A 20494-nucleotide genomic window follows, 5' to 3' on the forward strand; every position below is an offset into this window, starting at 1 on the left:
ATATCATACTTTCCGTTCCTGAATAAACATATTTAATAACGCGGACATTTTATTTGCACCTTTTTTATTCATATGATCACTATCATAAAAATCTTCATCACAAAATAATGGTGAATCAAATAGATCTATGATTTGAAAAGAATATTGTGCTTGAAAATCATTTATAACTTTATAAAAATCTTCTTTTAATTTCTTACTACTACAATTGAAATAATGTGAAGTAACAGGGAAGACAACAATTAGTGGCTTTATATCATTTTTTAACAGTAATTCTAAATATGTTTTAAAAATCGTTTTATTTTCAACTAAAGTATGAGGATACGACAATTTAGCATGTGAAGCTGCTCTCATTTTCCCATGTTCTTCAAAAGGAATATGAAGGGGAGTGGTATTCCATTCAGCATTTATCCAAGGTAGTATCAATGATTCATCTTTTAGTTCGTCTAATAAAATATATTCAAAATGCAAAGTAAAAATAGAAAAAAGTGGTTTCGGACTATCTAGATGTGAGAATCCATCAGTGGGTAAAGGAGAATGAACTACAGTATGATGACCGTCTTGAAACAATGGATAGTATACTTTGTGAATTCTATATGCTTCAGATGATAACGACATGTCAAAGTAAAAAGAGAAATAGGCTATTCCTATCAAACAATATTGAAATGAATGATCGTTTGATAGAAGTTGTGACGCTATTAAATAATCATAGTATAGATCTTGCGATGGAAGTGTTAATTTTATTGACTTTTTTGAGAGGAGCTCCGTACTTATGCCACAATGCGGATAAGACAAACCGGTAGCAAACAATTCATATGTGGGATCACTCTTTACTTTTTTCATAGACATGTATAAAAACATAAGATCCGGATTTATTTGATATATAGAAATTAATTTATTCCTCCATTCATACATGTATTTTGTTAAATTAATAATTTTTTTACTTTGCACGCCCTTGTTTATCAATTCATTTGTAAGTTTTTCTGCGTCCACTCTCCAAATGACTATATATTGAAAAGAATTTTCTATACGAACAATAGTTGAAACGTCTACAACATGAGCTATTGTTTTACATTTATTTTTGTCTAATGCATTTTGAATCCTTCCCCCTGATACTTCATCACTTAAAACAATAATTTTATACTGCTCCTTCATGTATATCCCCCTCCATTATATGTATAATATGAAATTCATTTTTCATTCATAATGATCATATACATCTGCAATCCAACATTAAAAAAGAATAGAATATTCATTTCAAAACAAAAATAGCTCCACCATTTGGCGTAGCTATTTTACAATTATTACTTATTCAAACTATATTCCTTTATCTAACTCATACAGCTTACGATACTTCTCGTTTTCTTTCAGAAGTTGTTCATGACTGCCTTGCATCACAATTTGACCACGATCAAGGAATATAACTTCATCTACATGTTCAATTCCTACAAGGTGGTGTGTAATCCAAATAACAGTCTTTTCTTCTGTTGCAGAAAACATTGTTTCTATTAAAGATAGTTCTGTCTTTGGATCTAAGCCGATCGTAGGTTCATCAAGTACAATAATTGGAGCCTCTTGCATTAGCGTTCTAGCAAAAGCAACCCGTTGTCTTTCTCCACCAGAAAACCTTTTTCCCATTTCATGCATTTTTGTTTGCAATCCATCTGGAAGAGAAGCTATATGCGAAGCTAATTGTGCTTTCTCTAAAGCTGTCCATATCTCTTCATCCGTAGCCTCTGGTTTACCGATTCGCACATTATTTCCAATTGTCGTATCGAATAAATGCGGCTTTTGATTCAATACAGAAATATATTTTGATAAAAGATTCGTATGAGCATGTTCACTATTCAATAAAACTTCACCATGTAACGGGCTTAGCGCACCTGCTAACAATTTTAACAAAGTAGATTTTCCTGTTCCACTTCTTCCTAAAATGGCGATTTTCTTTCCTGCCTTTATTTGCAGTGATACTTCTTTCAATACAAATTCATTACTATCTGGGTAACTATACGATACATTATTTAATTCAATGTCTATATATTTTGATGCAACATAATCTTTATCCTCATGTAATTCCTTTTCATCCTGTAAAACATCATTAGCTTCTACTTTATTTAGACGATGAGCAGATTCTACATATGATGGAATTCGATCGATAGCATCTGAAAGTGGAATTAACGCATTTGTCACAGATAACGTCATTAAGACGAAAGCCGCAATAACGGTAGATGCAATCTGTTCACTTGCTGCCTCATTTCCAGTCCATATGATCATTGAAATAACTACGATTCCCACTACTAATTGAATGATACTGTCCCGAATATGATTCCAGCGCTTCATTCTTTTTTCCGTTTTTAACAACTGAGCATTTTGCTCTACATACTTATCAATGAATTCATCTTTTCTACCACTTGCTTGCCAATCAGATAACCCAAAAACAGCGTCTGTTAGTTGTTGATACAAACGGCTTCTTCCTTGCTTTAAAGTAACATGATGTTGCTTCATTAAAAGTAATGATACAAACGGAAGAAGAAAAACGATAATAGCCAACATACATGCTGCAATAAGTGCAAATACTACGTCAAATGCTCCGATAACAAGTACGAATATGCTATATACAACTAACGCTAATAGACTAGGAAATATTGTACGTAAATATAGGTTTTGCAAATGCTCTATATCTTCGGATAATATACCTAACATATCGCCCGTTTGAAATCGTGAGCGGAAAAATAACGCCTGCGGTTCTACTATTCTGTATAGTTTCGTTCTCATCTTTTCTAATATGCGTAGTACGACATCGTGTCCAACTAAACGCTCTAAATAATGAAATACCGCTTGTCCTATACTAAACGCACGTGTTGCAACAATAGGAACATATACAGCCATTACATTTTCTGGTCTAAGAGCAGATTTAGAGATTAAATAACCTGAAATGAAAAGTAACATCGCACCTGAACTAACTCCAAGAAGACCAAGGAAAATAGTTACAGTCATTCTACCTTTTTTTTGCTGTATATAAGGTTTAATCCAGTTACTCATCTCTATCCCCTCTCTTTCCTTTGAAAATGTAATGCCTCATTCTTTAAAAGTTCTTCATACGTGCCGCTTTTTATCATTTCCCCTTTATTTAAAATAAGAATATGATCCATCTGTTTCATCCAGTGAAGACGATGTGTTGCAAGAAATACTAGCTTACCTTCAAACAGACGTAACATCGCTTGCTTTATTTCAAATTCAGTTTCAATATCAAGATGTGCTGTAGGCTCGTCTAATAAAATAATTGGCTTTTTGCTTAAAAGTGCACGCGCCATAGCGACACGTTGTTCTTGCCCGCCACTAAGCATACGTCCACCTTCTCCAATTCTTTCATACACCCCGTTCGGAAGCGATGTAACGAGTGAACGAAGACCAACTTCATTAATAACTCTTTCCACTTCTGCATCAGTTGTATTTGTTTCATAGAAACAAATGTTATCTTTTAATGAAAGCGGGAAAATATAAGGTTGCTGCGGAATATAAGCAATATTCTTTTGCCAATCTTCTCGAGTAGACCCGTCAATTTTCACACCATTTATTATCAGCTTTCCACCCGAAGGAGTTAAAAATCCTGCTAATACGTCAATTAACGTCGATTTCCCTGCCCCACTTTCACCAATTACACCTATAGCGCCGGTGCCTTTCCAAGTAAAATCAATTCCTTCTAATATAGCTTTTTCAGATTCATTATTCTTTACTTTTACATCTTGTAATTTCAAGTTACTAGAGGCATTCCATATTAAACCTACATTAGATTCTTTCGTTCCTATTTCTTTTTGTTGCTGTAAAATCTCTTCTATTTGCTCCATTGCAAGTTGTCCATCTAACGTAGCATGATAATTCGCTCCAACTTGTTTAATTGGCAGAAAATATTCCGGAGCTAAAATTAAAATCGTAAGGGCTGGCAATAGTACAATTGTCCCATCTATTAAACGTATCCCTAATCCGACCGCCACAAATGCAATGGATAAGCTCGTAAAGAAATCTAATGCAAAAGAAGAAAGAAAAGCAACTCGCAAAGTACGCATCGTTGCTTTTCTATACCTTTTACTTACTTTTTCAATCTTTCCTTCGTGTTGTTTACTTTTCCCTAAATACTTTAATGTTTCTAATCCTTTTAACGTATCTACAAAATGATTAGAAAGTACTCGATATGTTTCATATTGGCTATCTGCCATTTTCTGCGCTGCTAATCCTAGTAGGATCATAAATGTAATTACGATAGGAATCGTTACAACTAAAATGATTCCAGACTCAATATCTAACGTAAAAACATATAGTACAATTAGTCCCGGTACGATACTACTTCTAATCATTTTAGGAATTGTTAATTCAATATATGTTTTAAATTTCTCAATACCTTCAATCGATAAGGTAACCAGATGACCTGTTCCAGCAGTTTGAACATACCGTGGACCTAATGTGAAATACGCCTCTATTAATTGTTTTCGCAGTAGCGATCCTGTTTTTTCAGCGAAACGTTCCACTAATATTTGCGAAATTCGAACTAGCATATGACGTACTGCAAACGTGATTCCAAAATAAACCGTTTCATTTAACACAGATTGCACTGTTTCTCCTTGAAATAAAAACGTAATAGCCCGTGCTAAAAACACTGTTTGCCCAATAATACTTATAGCTTCTAAAATGCTAATGATTGTTAACACTACATATAAAACTCGGCTACCAGGATACGACGGAAGTCCTCTTTTTCTTTTCATTAGTACTCCAAATCTTTATCTGACTTAACAGGTTGTCTAAACACATAGAAACTCCATATTTGACTTCCCAAAACAAATGGCAATATAGCAATTGAAAAATACGTCATCAGTTTTAGTGCATAATCTCCCGATGCTGCATTATAAATTGTTAAATCGTATATTGACCCTAACGAGCTAATTAAGACACGTGGGAACATGCCGGCAAACACACTCGCACTTAGTAAAATGATTGTTAAACTCGTCATAACGAAAGCCCAACCATCTCTTCTTCTTTTATTTAATAATGTTGACGCACATAATGCTACAAAAGCTCCAATCGGAACCATAATCCACTCTGTACCATGACCAGTGAAAATATCTGTTTTCCATAACCCTACACCGGCAAAAATAAGAAGTGCTATAATTGCAAGCGGTGCAATTTTCAACGCAGCAATACGTGCACGTTCTCTTAACTTACCAGTTGTACGTATAGTAAGGAATTGCAATCCGTGAACAATACATAGCAGAAGGAACATAACTCCTCCAAGTAATGCAAATGGATGAAGTAATGGTAAGAATCCACCTACAGCATTTTTCGTTTCATCAATTGGAATACCTACCATAAAGTTAGCAATTGCAACTCCCCAAAGAACAGGCGGTAGTAAACTTCCTAAAAACATACCCCAATCCCAAAAACCTTTCCATTTATGATTGTCTATTTTCGCACGGAATTTAAAGGAAACCCCTCTTATAATTAAAGCAAGAAGCATAAATACAAACGGAATGTAAAACCCGCTAAATAAAGTTGCATACCAGTGCGGGAATGCCGCGAACATAGCTCCACCAGCACAAACAAGCCATACTTCATTCGCGTGCCAAAATGGGCCAATTGTATTTAAGTAAATTCTTTTCTCTAAATCGTTTTCCCCTAAAAACCTTGAAACTATACCTACACCGAAATCGAAACCTTCAAGTACAAAGAAGCCTACGAATAAAACTGCAATAATGATAAACCACAACTCATTAAGAGATAACATACTCTTCCTCCTTATCAAATGGATCATGGCTTTGAGAATCCTGTTTCGCTTTCTTATTCTCATGTCCTTTAATAATACGAACGAATAAGTAAATAGTGATTCCACCTATAATTAAATATAGTGATGTGAATGAAACTAAAGAGAATAATACTTCTCCGAACGTAACATTTGGAGATACAGCATCTTCCGTTTTCATAACACCGAAAACTACCCAAGGCTGACGTCCCATTTCAGTCATAATCCATCCTACTGTATTACCGATAAACGGTAGTGCAATTGCATACACCATTAATTTTAAATACCAAGTTTTTTCAGCTAAACGATCTTTTCTTGATAAGAACCATCCGTATGCTCCTAGAAGAAGCATAAATGTTCCACTCATTACCATCGCTCTAAAACTCCAGAACATAGTGTGTACTGGCGGTATATAATCTCCAGGCCCATATTTTTCTTCATATTGTTTTTGAATTTGATTCATCCCTTCTACTTGACCACTAAATTTATCAAATGATAATAGACTTAGCATATAAGGGATTTGAATTTCAAACGAATTTTCTTGCTTCTCTGCATCAATTTTCGCAAATACTGTAAATGGCGCTGGATCCTCACTCGTATTCCATAACGCTTCAGCTGCTGCCATTTTCATTGGATGCGTCTTAATTAATTGTTGTGCTTGCGCATGACCAAAGAATAATACTAACGCCGTTGTAAGTGTTCCAACAATGATAGAAATGCGGAACGACTTTTTAAACACTTCAGTTTCTTGAGCTTTCGTTATTTTCCATGCACTCACACCTGCAATAAAGAATGCACCAGTTGCAATCGCAGCTGTAATTGTATGCGGGAATTGTACCCATAATTGTGGGTTTTGAATAATCGCTAAGAAATCATTCATCTGTGCACGTCCATCTGCTGCCATTTCATATCCTACTGGCGATTGCATAAATGCACTTGCAGTTAAAATCCAAAATGCTGATAACATTGTTCCAATTGAAAGGAGCCAAATACATAACAAGTGAATTCGCTTCGGTAATTTGTCCTCACCGAATACCCATAAACCTAGGAATGTAGACTCTATGAAAAATGCTAATAAGCCTTCAATTGCAAGTGATGGACCAAACACATCACCTACGAAACGTGAATATGTTGACCAGTTCATGCCAAACTGGAATTCTTGTAAAATACCAGTTACTACACCTACCGCAAAGTTAACTAGGAATATTTGTGTCCAAAACTTAGTCATCTTCTTATAAATTTCTTGTCCCTTTACCACGTATAACGTTTGCATTAACGCAATGATAAAAGCTAAACCAATAGACAGCGGAACAAAAAAGTAATGGAAAATCGTTGTTGATGCGAATTGTATTCGTGCCAATTCGAGCGTTTCCATACTACAATCACTTCCTTCATAATTTTTTATATCGTAATTTCAATTGAGTTGTATGAATAAAACAACTCAAATCTTAGAAATATAGAAAGATAAATTTGTTTATGTACTTTTAGAAAATATAATTTTTCAGTTTTCAAGATAATTACAAAAGAACTTTCTCATAAAATTTACCTTTTCACTATTTCAGTAGTGTTTTATCCGTTAATCGAATTGTATAATATACCTGCATAGTAAATTCAGCTGATTTTTGACGTATTATTGACATCATTTTGTCTGAAATATGTCTTTTGTCATTTTTTTGAATTAGATTTTTCTCATTACTAAAATGTATTTTTTTAATATAAGACTTACTCTCATATCAATAAAAAAATCATTTTTCTCTACATACGCTTGACTTATTCACGAAAAAATGTCCTCTTTACCAATGAAGAAATCAGTTGCTTTTTTGTCAAGAGAAAAATACATTCCTAAAATTCAAACACGAAATAATGTTATTCAAAAATAGAAAATCCCTTCCCTCTTTCTAGACTAAAAATTTATTTTTTTGCCATTTTTTCAAAATAAATTAATACATAAAAAAATACCGAGAATCGATTAGACTCTCGGTATTTTTTAAATTATTTCGCTGTATGTTTTCTAACAGCCGGTAAAATTTCAGTAGCAATTAATTCGATATTTTTCTCAATTTTATTAAGTGGCACACCACCAAAATCAATTTGTGCCATAAAACGTTGTTGTCCAAACAATTCATATTGGTAAAGCATTTTTTCAATAATTTGTTGCGGGCTACCAACCATTAATGCGTCACGATAATCTACTGCATTTGTAAATTGTTGCTTCGGATACCCACCACCACGCAGTGTAAGCATACCAGCATTAATATGAGGATAGTATTCACTAAACGCATCTTGTGAATTTTTTGCTGTATAAAATAAACTCGTTGTTGCAACTGGCAAACTTGCTGGATTAAATCCACTTTGCGCCGCAGCCTCACGATAAGCATCTACTGATCCTTTAAAGTTAATAGCTGGACCACCTAGTGTTGTTATCATCATTGGTACACCCGCACGTCCTGCTTTAATCGCACTAGCTGGTGGGCCACCAACTGCACGCCAAATTGGTAAGTTATTATTTTTAGCTCTCGGAATAACCGATGCATGTGCAAGCGGCGCTCTGAACTGTCCGTTCCATGTTACATGTTCCTCTTTATTAATTTTTAATAAAAGTTCCATCTTCTCTTCAAATAGCTCTTCATAATCATTCACGTCATAACCAAGTAAACTATATCCCCCAATACGAGATCCACGACCAGCCACGATTTCTGCACGTCCATTAGAAATTAAGTCAATTGTAGCAAAATCCTCATACACTCGTACCGGATCAGATGTACTTACTATCGTTGCTGAACTTGCAATTTTTATATTTTTCGTAGCTTGTGCAATAGCTCCTAAAATAACTGTATGAGCTTGCGTTGTAAAATGCGTTTGATGACTTTCACCGACAGCAAATACATCAAGTCCAGATTCATCCGCTAACTTTGCTGTTTCAATTAATTCATGAATTCTTTGTTCTGCACTAATTTTCTCTCCGTTATGTGGATTTAAAACATGATCCCCAATTGAATATAATCCAAACTCTATTCCTTTACTTGTATCCATACGGTATTTTTCCATAGTTGCTCTCTCCTTTAATTCAGTCGTATTCATTTTCTTCAATCACCCATCACTTGATTAGTCAATTGATAGTGAAAAAAAATTACTCTTGCGGCAATTCTTTTTTTTCACTATGCTTATGAACTTTCGTCATCAGCTCGTATAATATTTTCTGCTCTTCTTCATTTAATACATCATCAAAAAACGATGATTGAAATGCAAGTTGCTCTGGCAACGCTCTCTCTAAAGCTGCTTCCCCTTGCTCTGTAAGACTAATTGTTTTCGTTTTCCAATCTTGTTTTCGTACAATATATCCTTCTTTTTCAAGACGAGTTAACATTCGAGAAATACCGCCTTGTGTAACAGTTACCTTTTCAGCTAACTCCATTTGTGTGAGTGGCTGATACGTACGTATTTGCAAAAGCACATCAAATTGAGCTGTCGTTAAATCAAACCGTTTTAAAAACTCATTTGACATCTGATTACTTTGGTTCGTAAATCGTATTAAACGTAACCATATTAATGACCCTATCGTATTATCACGCATGTTTGATCACTTCCTATCGTGAATCTTACTATCAATTTACTACGCAAGTGATAAAAAAGCAAGAGAAAAAGTGAAAAATATCTCATTAGAATTGCTTTCTTATCGTTATTCTTAACCTTCCATTTCATTCATTGCTATATTTAAAGCTGCTACCGCTTTGGGCCAACCAACATAAAAAGCCATATGTGTTATTAATGCGATCATTTCATTTTCTCCAATTCCATTTTGTTTGGCCAGTCGCAAATGAAATGGTAATTGTTCTGTATGACCAAGACTGATTAATACCGACACTGTACATAAACTTCTTTCTCTTAATGTTAAAGTGTCATCCCGCCACACTTCCTCAAACAATATCTCTTCACTATAATGAGCAAATGCAGGTGCCATTTCTTTCATTCTCTCTTGAATACAATATTTAATTGATTCATTCATCATTTCACTCTCCCTTCACTTTTACCAATTGTGCCAATCCTTGACCAAATGACCAATTTTCAGCAGATGTCTCATTTAGCGTAATAAAAATATCTGCACTTTTTATACTAGAACATTCAGAAATCTTCGAGGATATCGACTGATACAGATCACTTTTCTGTTTTATAGTTCTTTCCGGTCCGCATGTAATAGAAACATAAATCATATTCTCTGTTCTCTTTTCTCCTCCTTCCAACAAATAATATGGATTATATAAAAAGTGATTTTGCGAGTAAGATAAAAACAGTTGAAAATAATCATTTTTAGGGATGTTAAAATGTTCAATTAATGAAAGATGAATACATTCACCTATCTTTTTCAACTCTTCTTTATTTAATTTATTTTCATGATAATAAACGTTCACAAAAGGCATACATTTTCATTCCTTTTCCTTAATTTAACATTCAACAAATTTTCATCGTGAAATGTGTAAAATCTCATATACTGTAACATCTTTATTCGTTACCATATCAGGCTTTTCATTGTAAAATCTGAATTGACTATATCCCCATTTATCTGGATTATAAACTATTACATTTCCTAAACACTTTTCTATATTTTGTATATTTTCATTCATAGTTTTTAATTGAGTCTCCCTCAGTGAATTACTTTGAGAAATACTCCCTACATGTTCAACAACATATTTACTTTTCTTAAAGTCATCACTTAGATTAACAACTAATGGAACACCTATATTTATTTGTTGCCACCCAAAAGATTGTAAAATATTATCGTAATACCCTTCAAAGATAAATTTGTTCATTCCTTCATGACCATTCCAAATATATAAAGGTGCATAACAGTTATAAAAATTCCCTTCCATACCTACCTCAGTAATTAAATATGCTTTGAAATTCAATTCTTGAAAACCATCCGTTTTATGCCCATTATCCTTTACCCTTTTTTTAATACTCTCCATGTCATAATCCTTTGGCAAAATGACTTTATATTGCATTCCAATCATGTTTATCACTCACTTTCTATCTTATATACACAATGATAAACCGGTGATTGACTAACGTAAAATAGGTATAAATTATGTTTGTTATCATTTATAATGATACCGTATAAGGGGCTGTGATAAATGGAAATAAATGATCTTATTATATTCAAAACTGTAGCTAGTGAAGGTTCTATTAGTAAAGCTGCTAAAGAGTTAGGATATGTTCAGCCAAACGTAACTGAGCGAATCAAAAAATTAGAACAAGAATTAGAAACTCCTTTACTACATAGAGATAACAAAGGCGTTTCCTTGTTACCTTCTGGTGACATTTTATTAGACTACACGAATCAAATATTAACTTTAGTAGAAGAAGCGAAAGATAAACTTAAAACGAGTGGTTCTTCTTATATAATCGCGACGTCACAATCTATTTTGACTAATTATGTAAGTAAGCGTATTAAAGAAAATTTCAGGAATTATCAAATATATGTAGAAAATAGTAGTCATTTACAAAAATTACTGCAACAACAAAAAGTTGATATGGTCATCACTTATGAGGATGATCCCGACGCAGCTTTTAAAAAAGTATTTACTACTTCAATTTCTATAGGCTTATTAAAAACGAAAGAAACACGTACCATTGACTATTCGCAGGAACTCTTCTTCGTTAGTAATGACAAAAAGTGCCCTTTTAGAAATAAGACGATACAATTTCTAAAAGAAAATCATTTATCTCAGCGTCAACTTCAACAATTAGATTCTTATTCGCTTATGGAAGAGTTTATTCAGGACGGAAAAGGAATAGCCTTTTTGCCGATTAGAAATGATACATTGGTACCAATTGAAAATGTTCCAATTGAGAAATTAGCTGTTCATTTTTTTACAAATGAAAACTCTTTAAAACAAATCCCTGATGAACTATTTGATTAATAGAATAGCTATAAACTAATTACATACACCAATAAAAATCCCTCCTTTACGAATTTAAAAGAGGGATTTTCATATTCTATACAATTGATTTTTCACACATTTTGCTCCACTTCTGCACTTTTCTCCTTCTTACTCTGTTTCACATTCTTCAGTCTCTTAATCGTGCCAACTAATCCTTTCGGAAAAACTAGCAAGACGATAATGTACAATAAACCAAGAATAATTGTCCATCTTTCAAAAATCGGATACGCTGTGGCTAGTTCTGATAAATAATATTTCAGTGATTCAATAATTCCAGCTCCAGCAATTGCTCCAATTAACGTTCCAACGCCTCCAATCATTGTCATCAATAATGCATTTAATGTCATTTCAATTGAAAATACAGTCGTATTAACAAAGCGTAGTGTGATAACAAATAAACCACCGCTAATCGTAGCAACTACTCCTGCAACAATACTAGCAATAATTTTATAATGAAGAACTTTATATCCTAATGCTTCAACACGTTGCTCATTTTGTGAAATTGCCTTTAATACTTTTCCAATAGAAGATTTTGTGAAAAGACGTAACAGAATAAAAATGACAATTAAACATATAAGTGTTACATAATAAAACGTAAAACGATCACGGAATAAGTCTGGTACACCAAATGTAAAACCGTCCCCTCCGTGAGTGAGTCCACGCCATTTTTCAGCAAGTACGAAAAACAACTGTGAAATAGCAAGTGTTAACATTGCATAAAAATGACTTTTCAGCCGTAACGAAAGCAAACCGATTATATAACTAACAATTGCTGAAATGATAATTGCAGCTACTATCCCTATTAAAAAGTTCGTTATGGATACTCCTTGCCGATCAAATAAAAGTGCTACCCCATACGCTCCTATTCCAAAGAACATACAATGGCCGAACGATACAATTCCTGTATACCCAAGCAATACATCAAAACTCATTGCAAAAATAGCAAAGATGAAGATTTGAGTGAACAAAATTAACAAGCTCCGTGAATCATTTACGAATGGAAATACACTTAAACAAATGAGCATAAATACTCCGAAGTATACTTTAATTCGATTTGATGTGCTGTTCACCATTTCACCCCTTTTCACTAACAAGTCCATTTGGCTTCACTATTAAGAAAAATAGTAACATTAACATATTGATTGCAAGTGATAAATCCGGTATAAAATACGCTGTAAAAGCACCCGCTAATCCGACAATTAAAGATGCGATTGCTGAACCTTGTACGCTTCCTAATCCTCCAATGATTACTACTATGAAAGCTAAAATCGCATACTGCATACCCATCTCGGCGAAAATAACTCCTGAATACGGTGCTAATAAGAAGCCTCCCAACGCTGCCATCCCTGCTCCTAATAAAAAGACGAAAGAAAATATCGCTTTTACGTTAATACCGAGCGCTTGAACCATTTCTTTATCCATTACACCTGCACGGATCATTAGACCTATCTTTGTTTTTTTAAGCAATAATAGTAAGGAAATATAAATGATGATCCCAATTAAAATTACAAATAGACGATATTTAATTAATATAATACCTTCAAATGTATAACTACCTTGTAACCATAACGGTAATTTAGCACCAATTGGATTTGGCCCCCAAAATACTTTAATACATTCACTAAGTACAAGCATTCCTCCAAGCGTCACAAGAAGCTGGCGAACATGATTTCCATATACCGGTCTAATAAGGAATCTTTCTAAAATGAATCCAAGAAACATCCCCATAGCAATTGCTCCAATTAACGCTAATACATAACTACCTGTCATATTAAATATCCAAACACCTGTAAACGCTCCCCAGGCAAATAAACCACCATGTGCGAAGTTTAGAACGCTCATTAAACCGAAAATAAGTGAAAGTCCTGATGCTAATAAAAAAATGAGCATCCCTGTTGAAATCCCATTTACAAATAAATTGATTAACACATCCATCCTTCTCACCTCGGATTCATGTTAAGAGATTCCTAAATATTTGTGACACATTTCCTTATCCTCTTTTAATTCATGCATAAAACCGTTATGAACAATTCTTCCGTTATCCATAATATAAAAGTAATCACCAATTTGACTAGCCATCATAAAGTTTTGTTCAACGAGTAAAACTGTTGTTTTCTCCTTCATTTTCAAAATGGCTATCATTAATTTTCCTATCATAATAGGGGACAAGCCTTTACTCGGCTCATCAATAAGTAATAAACCATCACTATTAATAAATGCTCTTGAAATTGCTAGCATTTGTTTTTGTCCTCCGCTTAAGAGTCCACTTTTTTTGTGCCAAAACTGCTTTAAATCTGGAAATAGTTCAAGCATCCACTCAATTTTCTCTTCCGCTTCTTCTCCCTTCCCCCTAGCAAGAGCGAATGTTTCTTCTACTGTCAGATCGTGAAAAATACCTTGATTTTCTGGTACATAACCTATTCCTTTCCTTGAAATTAAATGTGTAGATAATCCATTTACTTGTGTACAATCATAATAAATTTCACCATGTGCGATATGGTGAAATCCCATAACCGAACGTAATGTCGTCGTCTTTCCTGCCCCATTTCTTCCAAACAGTACAGTAATCGTTCCTTTCTCAACAGCAAGAGATACCCCTTGTAAAATATGAAACTGATCTAAATACGTCTCTATATTATTCACTTGTAATAGTGCCACTATATAATCCCCCTAAATAAGCACTTTGTACACGCTCATCTTTCATCATTTCTTCAGGCAAACCTTCAGCCAATAACTCTCCATGGAACAAAACGATAAGATGGTCTGATAAACCTAGTACCATATCCATTTTGTGTTCAATTAGTACAATTGTACTCTCTGGATGTTTCTTAATATTTTCAATCACTTGTAAAATAGCCGGTACTTCCTCAACTGATATACCTGCCGTCGGCTCATCAAGTAGTAATACATCCGTTTTTAAAGCTAGTAACATCGCAAGCTCTAACTTTCGTTTTTCCCCATGTGCTAAATCTTTCGCTAATACATGTTCTTTCTCGTGAAGTAAGACTGTTTTTAAGAAACGTCTCGCCTCTCCCACTTGTTGCTTAAATTTTGCCGAACTCGGAAAAAAACTATAGTAATCTTGAACAAATGATTGAACACTTAAACGAACATTTTCAAGTACCGTTAACTCTGGGAATATATTTGTAAGTTGAAAAGAACGACCAATTCCTAATCGAGTTCGATCCGAAATTGATAATTTTGTAATCTCTCGTCCTTTAAAATATACTTCACCCTTCGTTGGAGTAATTTGTCCACTTAGTAAATTAAATAATGTTGTCTTTCCTGCACCATTCGGTCCAATAATGGAAATGAGCTTTCCTTTTTGTACTGTTAAATTCACATCTTTAATAACATGATGCTCGCCAAAAGATACGCTAAGATTTTTCGTTTCTAGCAAATGTGTCACAAAACCCCTCCCTTTAAAGCTTTAAGTATGAAAGAAATACATATAAAGAGGGTGTGCCCCTCTTTATACAAAAACAACAGAAAATTCAGTCTATTTATTTTGAACTGGTGGTTCTGTCTCTTTCATCGTTAATTCTCGCTCTAATACTGGCACTGGATAATCAACACCATCCTGCTTTTTCAATGTGATAGAATACAGTGTCTGCATCGCTTGGTGATCCTTTTCTCTAAACTTCATCTTTCCTTTCGGTGTATCAAATTCCATTCCTTCCATTTTCTTAATCAACGTATCAACATCTGTATCACCTTTTGTTTTCTTTAAAGCTTCTACAATAGAAATTGCCGCTGACATTCCACCTGCTGTAAATAAATCTGGCACCGCACCATTAAATCGTTTTTTATGTTCTTCCACTAACCAATCATTCACCTTATTTTTCGGGAGTGTATGATAATAAACAGAAAAACCTTGCATTCCTACTAACGCATCCATCGTTTTTAATGCCGGTATATCTGGTGCACCGGTAGAAATTTTAATACCTTGTGCTTCCACATTCATATCTTTTAACTGTTTCCAAGGTGAGTTTGCCCCTGCCCAAACGATAAATAAATAATCTGGTTTTGAGCTAATGATATTTTGAATATTTGCAGTGAAGTCAGTCGAATTCGTATCAGCATATTGCTCGTTTACAATATTCGCACCTAATTTCTTCGCTCCAGCTTTAAAAGCTGCAATCCCTTCACGGCCAAATGCATTATCCGGAGCAAACGTCGCAATCTTTACATCTTTTTTTGCAATTGCCGCTGCTCCTGCAATCGCATCTTGCGAAGAACTTCTTCCTGTTCTAAAAATATATTTATTCCAGTTCTTTCCGGTAATACTATCAGCAACTGCCGGTTCAACAACCATTATTTTTTCATATTCTTCAGCTAGTGGTAATACCGCTAATGTATCACTTGAACTAGATGATCCGATTAAAAAATCGACTTTCTCTTCTTCTAATAACTTCGTAGCTTTTTTAACCGCCACCTCTGCTTTTGTTTCCGTATCTTCTACAACAAACTTAATCTTCTTCCCTTCCACTTTCCCAGTTCCACCCGTTGCATAGTCTAACCCTAATTCAAATCCGTTCACTGTTTGTTTTCCATATGATTCTAATGGACCTGTTAATGAAGCAAGAACCCCTACCTTAATCGTCTTTTCATCCTCTGTACTTGTTTTCTTTCCTGAACAAGCTGCCGTTATTAATAACGAACTTAAAATACAACCAGTAGCCACCGTTCTTAGCCATTTACGTTTTTTCATCGACATTGTGATCCTCCCCATACTTTTCTTTCTGATAGAATCAAGCACGCCAAAGTTATCCACCCGTAATTATGACTTTTCCTCTGAATCATACAAACAAATCTGTTAAAAAAATTTAATGAAGTACCTTTACATTCGCCGCCATTTTCCAAATACCTCCATTTACCATATATTCATCTAGCATTTTTCACCACCTAATTACAGTCGCTGCCCACGTATATCCAGTTCCTGCACTAACTACTACTGCAATATCTCCGGCCTGTAATTTTCCTTGTTCATTTGCAAAGTGAAGACCAATGCAAGGATCCAGCGCTGACATATGTCCATAATGATCTAAATATACAACTTGTTCTTCTGCTAGCCCTAGCCCCTGTATCAATTCTATTAACATAGAACGTTTTGTATGCAGTGGTAACAATACTTTAATATCTTTAGGAGTAAATCCACTTTTTCTTAACGCCTCCCGAATCACCTTGTCAAAATTAGGAGTTGAAACCCGGTCTAGACGTTCTTTCATACTAATAGGATCTATTACATCAATAATAATGTTGTCGATTCTCAACAGTATCATAGCTCGCAACCTGCTTCGATCCACCAGCTGGGATACCAACATCTTCATGATCAGAATGAATCAACGCCCCGTCAGTTAATTTTTTTATACTTCCCTCTTATAACACCAAATATATTTAAGCAATATTCCGAAAGTAAATCCATATTTCATAAAAACTAAATATACTAATACAACAGATAAGTGATTATCACTTAAAAGTAACGGATATGAGTGAGAAAATATTGTTTTATATACTTAGGAAGAATCATAATGAATTTTAAACATGTACTTGCAACAGGCTTAATTACCGCCACATTATTCGGCGCAACGAATGCTCATGCACAAACTGAACGTTTCATCGATGTACCAAAGGGGCATTGGTCTGAAGACTCGATTGACCATTTAACTGAACAAAAGGTCATGAATGGTTATGGTATTACAAACGGAATTGGAAACTATCAATATGGCGGAAAACTGAATGTAACAAGAGAACAATTTGCAAAGTTTATGTATAGCGCAATTAATGTAAGTCCTTATTTTGTTCCTGATTCTATTCCTGCGAAAGATGAGGATAAGTATAAAGAAATTGAGAATATACTAATTGATTCTGGATTTTTAAAAACCGATTATAACTATGTATTCACTAAAACTGGTCAAACATATGATGGCATTATGCATTTTAATTTTTCTCCCTATGATGACAGTGCATATAGAATGTCTATTCATAGTGATGATCCTGTATTAAACGAGCCGGTGAGAAAAATCCTAAATACACTACTACCAACTAAAGCAGATTATCTGTATAGTCTAATTAAAAATCCTACTGCAAGCTCTCGAACAATAGAATTAGATGGTCGCAAAATTGAATTTAGTAGAGACTCTAGTACTAGAGTAAATGTTTATCTTGGAAAACGAAAATACTAAAAGAGTGACTATTTAACATGAATACAAGTAGCTAAATGGTTACTCATAAGAAATAAAAAGGCTGCCCCACAAGTCGGTTTCAACGACTTGTGGGGCAGCTCCTTTAATCTTAATTAGAATTAAGTTCCACTTTCTCTAACCCTTCAGCCAATTGTTTCTTATCTAGCCCTTCTCCTATTACTACCAAGTTCGTTGGGAAACCGAAGTCTTGTTCCAATAAAGTCGGTACCCCGAACGAGTATTGGAATAAGTGAGGATATTTGTCCCCATGAAATTTCACAAAACCTTTTACACGATAAATACTATCTGGTAAATTCGAAAGCCATTCGTATAATTTATCTTGATCAATTGATTTCGTAAATTGATATGTCATCGTTTGTATATACAAATGATGTTTGACATGTAGTGTCTCATGTTCCCCATCATTCGTAAATTCAGCTGCTTCTATGTCTTCTAAAGATATATTACAATACTTTGTTTCAAACAATTTCGCATGATTATTTATTGCTTTCACTTCTTCAATTACTTTGTTCTTATCCGCATCTGTTAGTAAATCTGATTTATTAATTAAAATGTGGCTACCAAACTTCAGTTGCTCATGCAATAATTGCTGAACGTTTGCACTTAATACACTTCGATTTAACCACCTTACTGCATCTAAAACGACGACAATTGATTTCACTTCTAGGAAAGGTGCTAAAATTGGTGATACACATGCATCTAACACTTCAATTGGATGTGCAACACCTGTCGTTTCTATATAAATGACATCTGGTCTTTCTTGCTGATATAACGAATGTAATTGTATTTCAAGCTCTTCTTTTAGCGTACAACAAATACATCCTTTCAGAAGCTCTCTTAAAACATTCTCTTTTCCAATAATATCTGTATCTACCGAGTATTCACCAATTTCATTCATTAATACTGCAACTTTTCTATTCTTCTTTTTCTCCGCTAACAATAAATTTTGTAATAATGTTGATTTTCCACTACCTAAAAAGCCACCTAATATATGAATTTCTACTTTATTCATTTGATCAACCATCCATTTCTTTATTTCAAAACGTATTCAAAGCGTAATAATTACGATTTATATTTATTATTTTATTAAAAGAGTGGTGATTTGTAAATATATGTTCACTTTTCGTTTACTTCATGAGCAGCTCGAATTCCAGACTCTATTGCTCCTTGCATCCACCCATGTGTTAATGTCGTATGCTCTCCGGCAAAATGCACTTTCCCAGATGGTGGTGTAATATACGGAAATAACTCGAGTTCTTGGCCCGGTTCGAAAGCTGTAAATGCGCCGCAAGAATACGGATTTTGACTCCAGCTAAAAGATGCCCCTGTAACAAACTCACTATAAACGATGTCACCGTATATTTCCGCTAAATTTCTTAATGCATAACGAATGCGTTCACTATTCGGTAAACTATCCCATGTTAACGCCTCATCTGCCCACGTATAACTCGCTAAAACGGTAGCTGCCCCTGGTGTATGAATGCCATAACTCGGATAATATGTAAACCGTATAGGTAAATCTGTAATAGATTTACCGCCACATTGCTCCACTCTTTCCCAAAATCTACTTTTAAACTCTATCGCAATTTTAGTTGCAGCAATATAATTTAATTCACGAATTGCTCGTCTTTTATAATAAGAGAATAAATGATACGGCCGAACTTCTACAAATCGTAACGCTGAAAATGGAATTGTGATAATAGCAATATCACTTGTTATAGTAAATCGCTCTAACGTTTGCTCACGATTTCCTTGTAACATTACTTTATTATCTTCTTGTATAATTTTCTCTACTTTATATGACATAAAAATATTATCCTTTAGCTGTGGCAAAAATGAATTGGGTAATACATCCATTCCACCCGTTATCTCATAATATTTCGTCGTTGAAGTAAAAAAAATCATTTCCCGTAATACTTCAATTAAAGACATTCCCATATAAGCTTCCATATCAAGAAGTACCCCAATCATATCTATTGCACCGTCTGAATAATATTCAGTTAAAAATGAGCCGAGCGAATATGTTTTATACTTTTTTTCAACGATAATCCAGTTTTTATTAGGATCTTTTTTTATAAAATTTAGTATGGGTTCTAATACTACTAACATTAACTCTTCTGCCGTTTTCCCTTTTTCGTTCTCTAAAACAGGATATCCAAGTATACTTGGATTTTTTTCGAATATGCTCAATCTCGTTTTAATATTATTCGTATAAATAATATCTGAAGCGGTTTTATTTATAAACAGATTTAACGGTAATTTAAATTTATGAATGTAAGCCAAAGTTAACTCGTGTGTTCCAGGAATTCGCATCGGCCCTGCATTAAAATATAAACCAGAGCTAAATGGTTCACGAATCGTATATATTCTTCCGCCTATTCGATTATTTGCTTCTAAAATTGTTATGTTATGCCCTGCTTCTTTCAATAACGATGCTGCAACTAATCCTGAAATCCCTGCACCAGCAATAATAATTTGCTTTGGATTCTTCGTTTTAACGAGCCCCACATTAATAATATGAAGCATTTTTCCCATCGTTAATGGCTGCATCATACCCTTTT

Annotated in this window: 19 protein-coding genes and 1 pseudogene; 2 read left to right on the forward strand and 18 right to left on the reverse strand. The window is 34.2% G+C overall.

Annotated features, from left to right (window positions below):
• Positions 1-3: 3 nt before the first annotated feature.
• From DM800_RS02260 to DM800_RS02305, 10 genes are all read right to left on the reverse strand, one after another.
• Positions 4-1152: a hypothetical protein gene (locus DM800_RS02260; protein WP_147786310.1), complete on the reverse strand. Its 1149-nt coding sequence runs from the start codon at positions 1150-1152 to the stop codon at positions 4-6.
• Positions 1153-1314: 162 nt separating this feature from the next.
• Positions 1315-3039: a thiol reductant ABC exporter subunit CydC gene (cydC, locus tag DM800_RS02265; protein WP_147786311.1), complete on the reverse strand. Its 1725-nt coding sequence runs from the start codon at positions 3037-3039 to the stop codon at positions 1315-1317.
• 2 nt (positions 3040-3041) lie between these two features.
• Entirely contained in the window at positions 3042-4757 is a 1716-nt protein-coding gene (gene cydD, locus DM800_RS02270; RefSeq protein ID WP_147786312.1) for a thiol reductant ABC exporter subunit CydD, read from the reverse strand.
• The gene (gene cydB, locus DM800_RS02275; RefSeq protein ID WP_000950075.1) at positions 4757-5773 is read right to left on the reverse strand and encodes a cytochrome d ubiquinol oxidase subunit II; all 1017 of its coding nucleotides are present in this window, start codon (positions 5771-5773) and stop codon (positions 4757-4759) included. The genes cydD and cydB overlap by 1 nt, the downstream gene beginning before the upstream one ends.
• Positions 5760-7163, reverse strand: coding sequence for a cytochrome ubiquinol oxidase subunit I (cydA, locus tag DM800_RS02280; RefSeq protein WP_000448888.1), 1404 nt, complete (start codon positions 7161-7163; stop codon positions 5760-5762). The genes cydB and cydA overlap by 14 nt, the downstream gene beginning before the upstream one ends.
• A 617-nt stretch (positions 7164-7780) precedes the next feature.
• Positions 7781-8836 carry an LLM class flavin-dependent oxidoreductase gene (locus DM800_RS02285; RefSeq protein ID WP_087982925.1) on the reverse strand — a complete coding sequence of 352 codons (1056 nt, stop codon included), beginning with the start codon at positions 8834-8836 and terminating at the stop codon, positions 7781-7783.
• Positions 8837-8918: 82 nt separating this feature from the next.
• Positions 8919-9362: a MarR family winged helix-turn-helix transcriptional regulator gene (locus DM800_RS02290; protein WP_001205523.1), complete on the reverse strand. Its 444-nt coding sequence runs from the start codon at positions 9360-9362 to the stop codon at positions 8919-8921.
• Between the two features lie 111 nt (positions 9363-9473).
• Entirely contained in the window at positions 9474-9797 is a 324-nt protein-coding gene (locus DM800_RS02295; protein ID WP_087982928.1) for a carboxymuconolactone decarboxylase family protein, read from the reverse strand.
• Position 9798: 1 nt separating this feature from the next.
• Entirely contained in the window at positions 9799-10206 is a 408-nt protein-coding gene (locus DM800_RS02300; protein WP_097908184.1) for a tautomerase family protein, read from the reverse strand.
• Between the two features lie 42 nt (positions 10207-10248).
• Positions 10249-10797: a DUF4865 family protein gene (locus DM800_RS02305; RefSeq protein WP_147786313.1), complete on the reverse strand. Its 549-nt coding sequence runs from the start codon at positions 10795-10797 to the stop codon at positions 10249-10251.
• 120 nt (positions 10798-10917) lie between these two features.
• Between DM800_RS02305 and DM800_RS02310 the strand changes: the two genes are divergently transcribed.
• Positions 10918-11706 (forward strand): LysR family transcriptional regulator, encoded by a 789-nt coding sequence (locus DM800_RS02310; RefSeq protein WP_147786314.1) that lies wholly within the window; start codon positions 10918-10920, stop codon positions 11704-11706.
• A gap of 92 nt (positions 11707-11798) precedes the next feature.
• On the opposite strand, the gene DM800_RS02315 is transcribed toward DM800_RS02310, so the two are convergent.
• From DM800_RS02315 to DM800_RS02340, 6 genes and pseudogenes are all read right to left on the reverse strand, one after another.
• Positions 11799-12752 carry a branched-chain amino acid ABC transporter permease gene (locus DM800_RS02315; RefSeq protein WP_131933559.1) on the reverse strand — a complete coding sequence of 318 codons (954 nt, stop codon included), beginning with the start codon at positions 12750-12752 and terminating at the stop codon, positions 11799-11801.
• 49 nt (positions 12753-12801) lie between these two features.
• Positions 12802-13662: a branched-chain amino acid ABC transporter permease gene (locus DM800_RS02320; RefSeq protein ID WP_088063053.1), complete on the reverse strand. Its 861-nt coding sequence runs from the start codon at positions 13660-13662 to the stop codon at positions 12802-12804.
• A gap of 21 nt (positions 13663-13683) precedes the next feature.
• Positions 13684-14385: a branched-chain amino acid ABC transporter ATP-binding protein gene (locus tag DM800_RS02325; RefSeq protein WP_147786315.1), complete on the reverse strand. Its 702-nt coding sequence runs from the start codon at positions 14383-14385 to the stop codon at positions 13684-13686.
• Positions 14363-15136: an ABC transporter ATP-binding protein gene (locus DM800_RS02330; RefSeq protein ID WP_147786316.1), complete on the reverse strand. Its 774-nt coding sequence runs from the start codon at positions 15134-15136 to the stop codon at positions 14363-14365. The genes DM800_RS02325 and DM800_RS02330 overlap by 23 nt, the downstream gene beginning before the upstream one ends.
• 90 nt (positions 15137-15226) lie before the next feature.
• The gene (locus DM800_RS02335; protein WP_098115586.1) at positions 15227-16444 is read right to left on the reverse strand and encodes a substrate-binding domain-containing protein; all 1218 of its coding nucleotides are present in this window, start codon (positions 16442-16444) and stop codon (positions 15227-15229) included.
• A 181-nt stretch (positions 16445-16625) separates the two neighbouring features.
• A pseudogene (locus DM800_RS02340) lies at positions 16626-17064 on the reverse strand (3-oxoacyl-[acyl-carrier-protein] synthase III C-terminal domain-containing protein); the annotation flags it as partial.
• Between the two features lie 194 nt (positions 17065-17258).
• Between DM800_RS02340 and DM800_RS02345 the strand changes: the two are divergent.
• Complete coding sequence (locus tag DM800_RS02345) at positions 17259-17912, forward strand: S-layer homology domain-containing protein (RefSeq protein ID WP_147786317.1); 654 nt, start codon at positions 17259-17261, stop codon at positions 17910-17912.
• Positions 17913-18021: 109 nt separating this feature from the next.
• Here the strand turns inward: DM800_RS02345 and DM800_RS02350 are convergent, their stop codons facing one another.
• Both DM800_RS02350 and DM800_RS02355 read right to left on the reverse strand, forming a co-directional pair.
• The gene (locus tag DM800_RS02350; protein WP_179955661.1) at positions 18022-18945 is read right to left on the reverse strand and encodes a CobW family GTP-binding protein; all 924 of its coding nucleotides are present in this window, start codon (positions 18943-18945) and stop codon (positions 18022-18024) included.
• Between the two features lie 104 nt (positions 18946-19049).
• A complete protein-coding gene (locus DM800_RS02355; RefSeq protein WP_147786318.1) occupies positions 19050-20486 on the reverse strand; it encodes a flavin monoamine oxidase family protein in 1437 nt (478 codons plus the stop codon).
• Positions 20487-20494 lie beyond the last annotated feature (8 nt).

Source organism: Bacillus sp. AY18-3, assembly GCF_008042305.1.
Lineage (GTDB): Bacteria > Bacillota > Bacilli > Bacillales > Bacillaceae_G > Bacillus_A > Bacillus_A wiedmannii.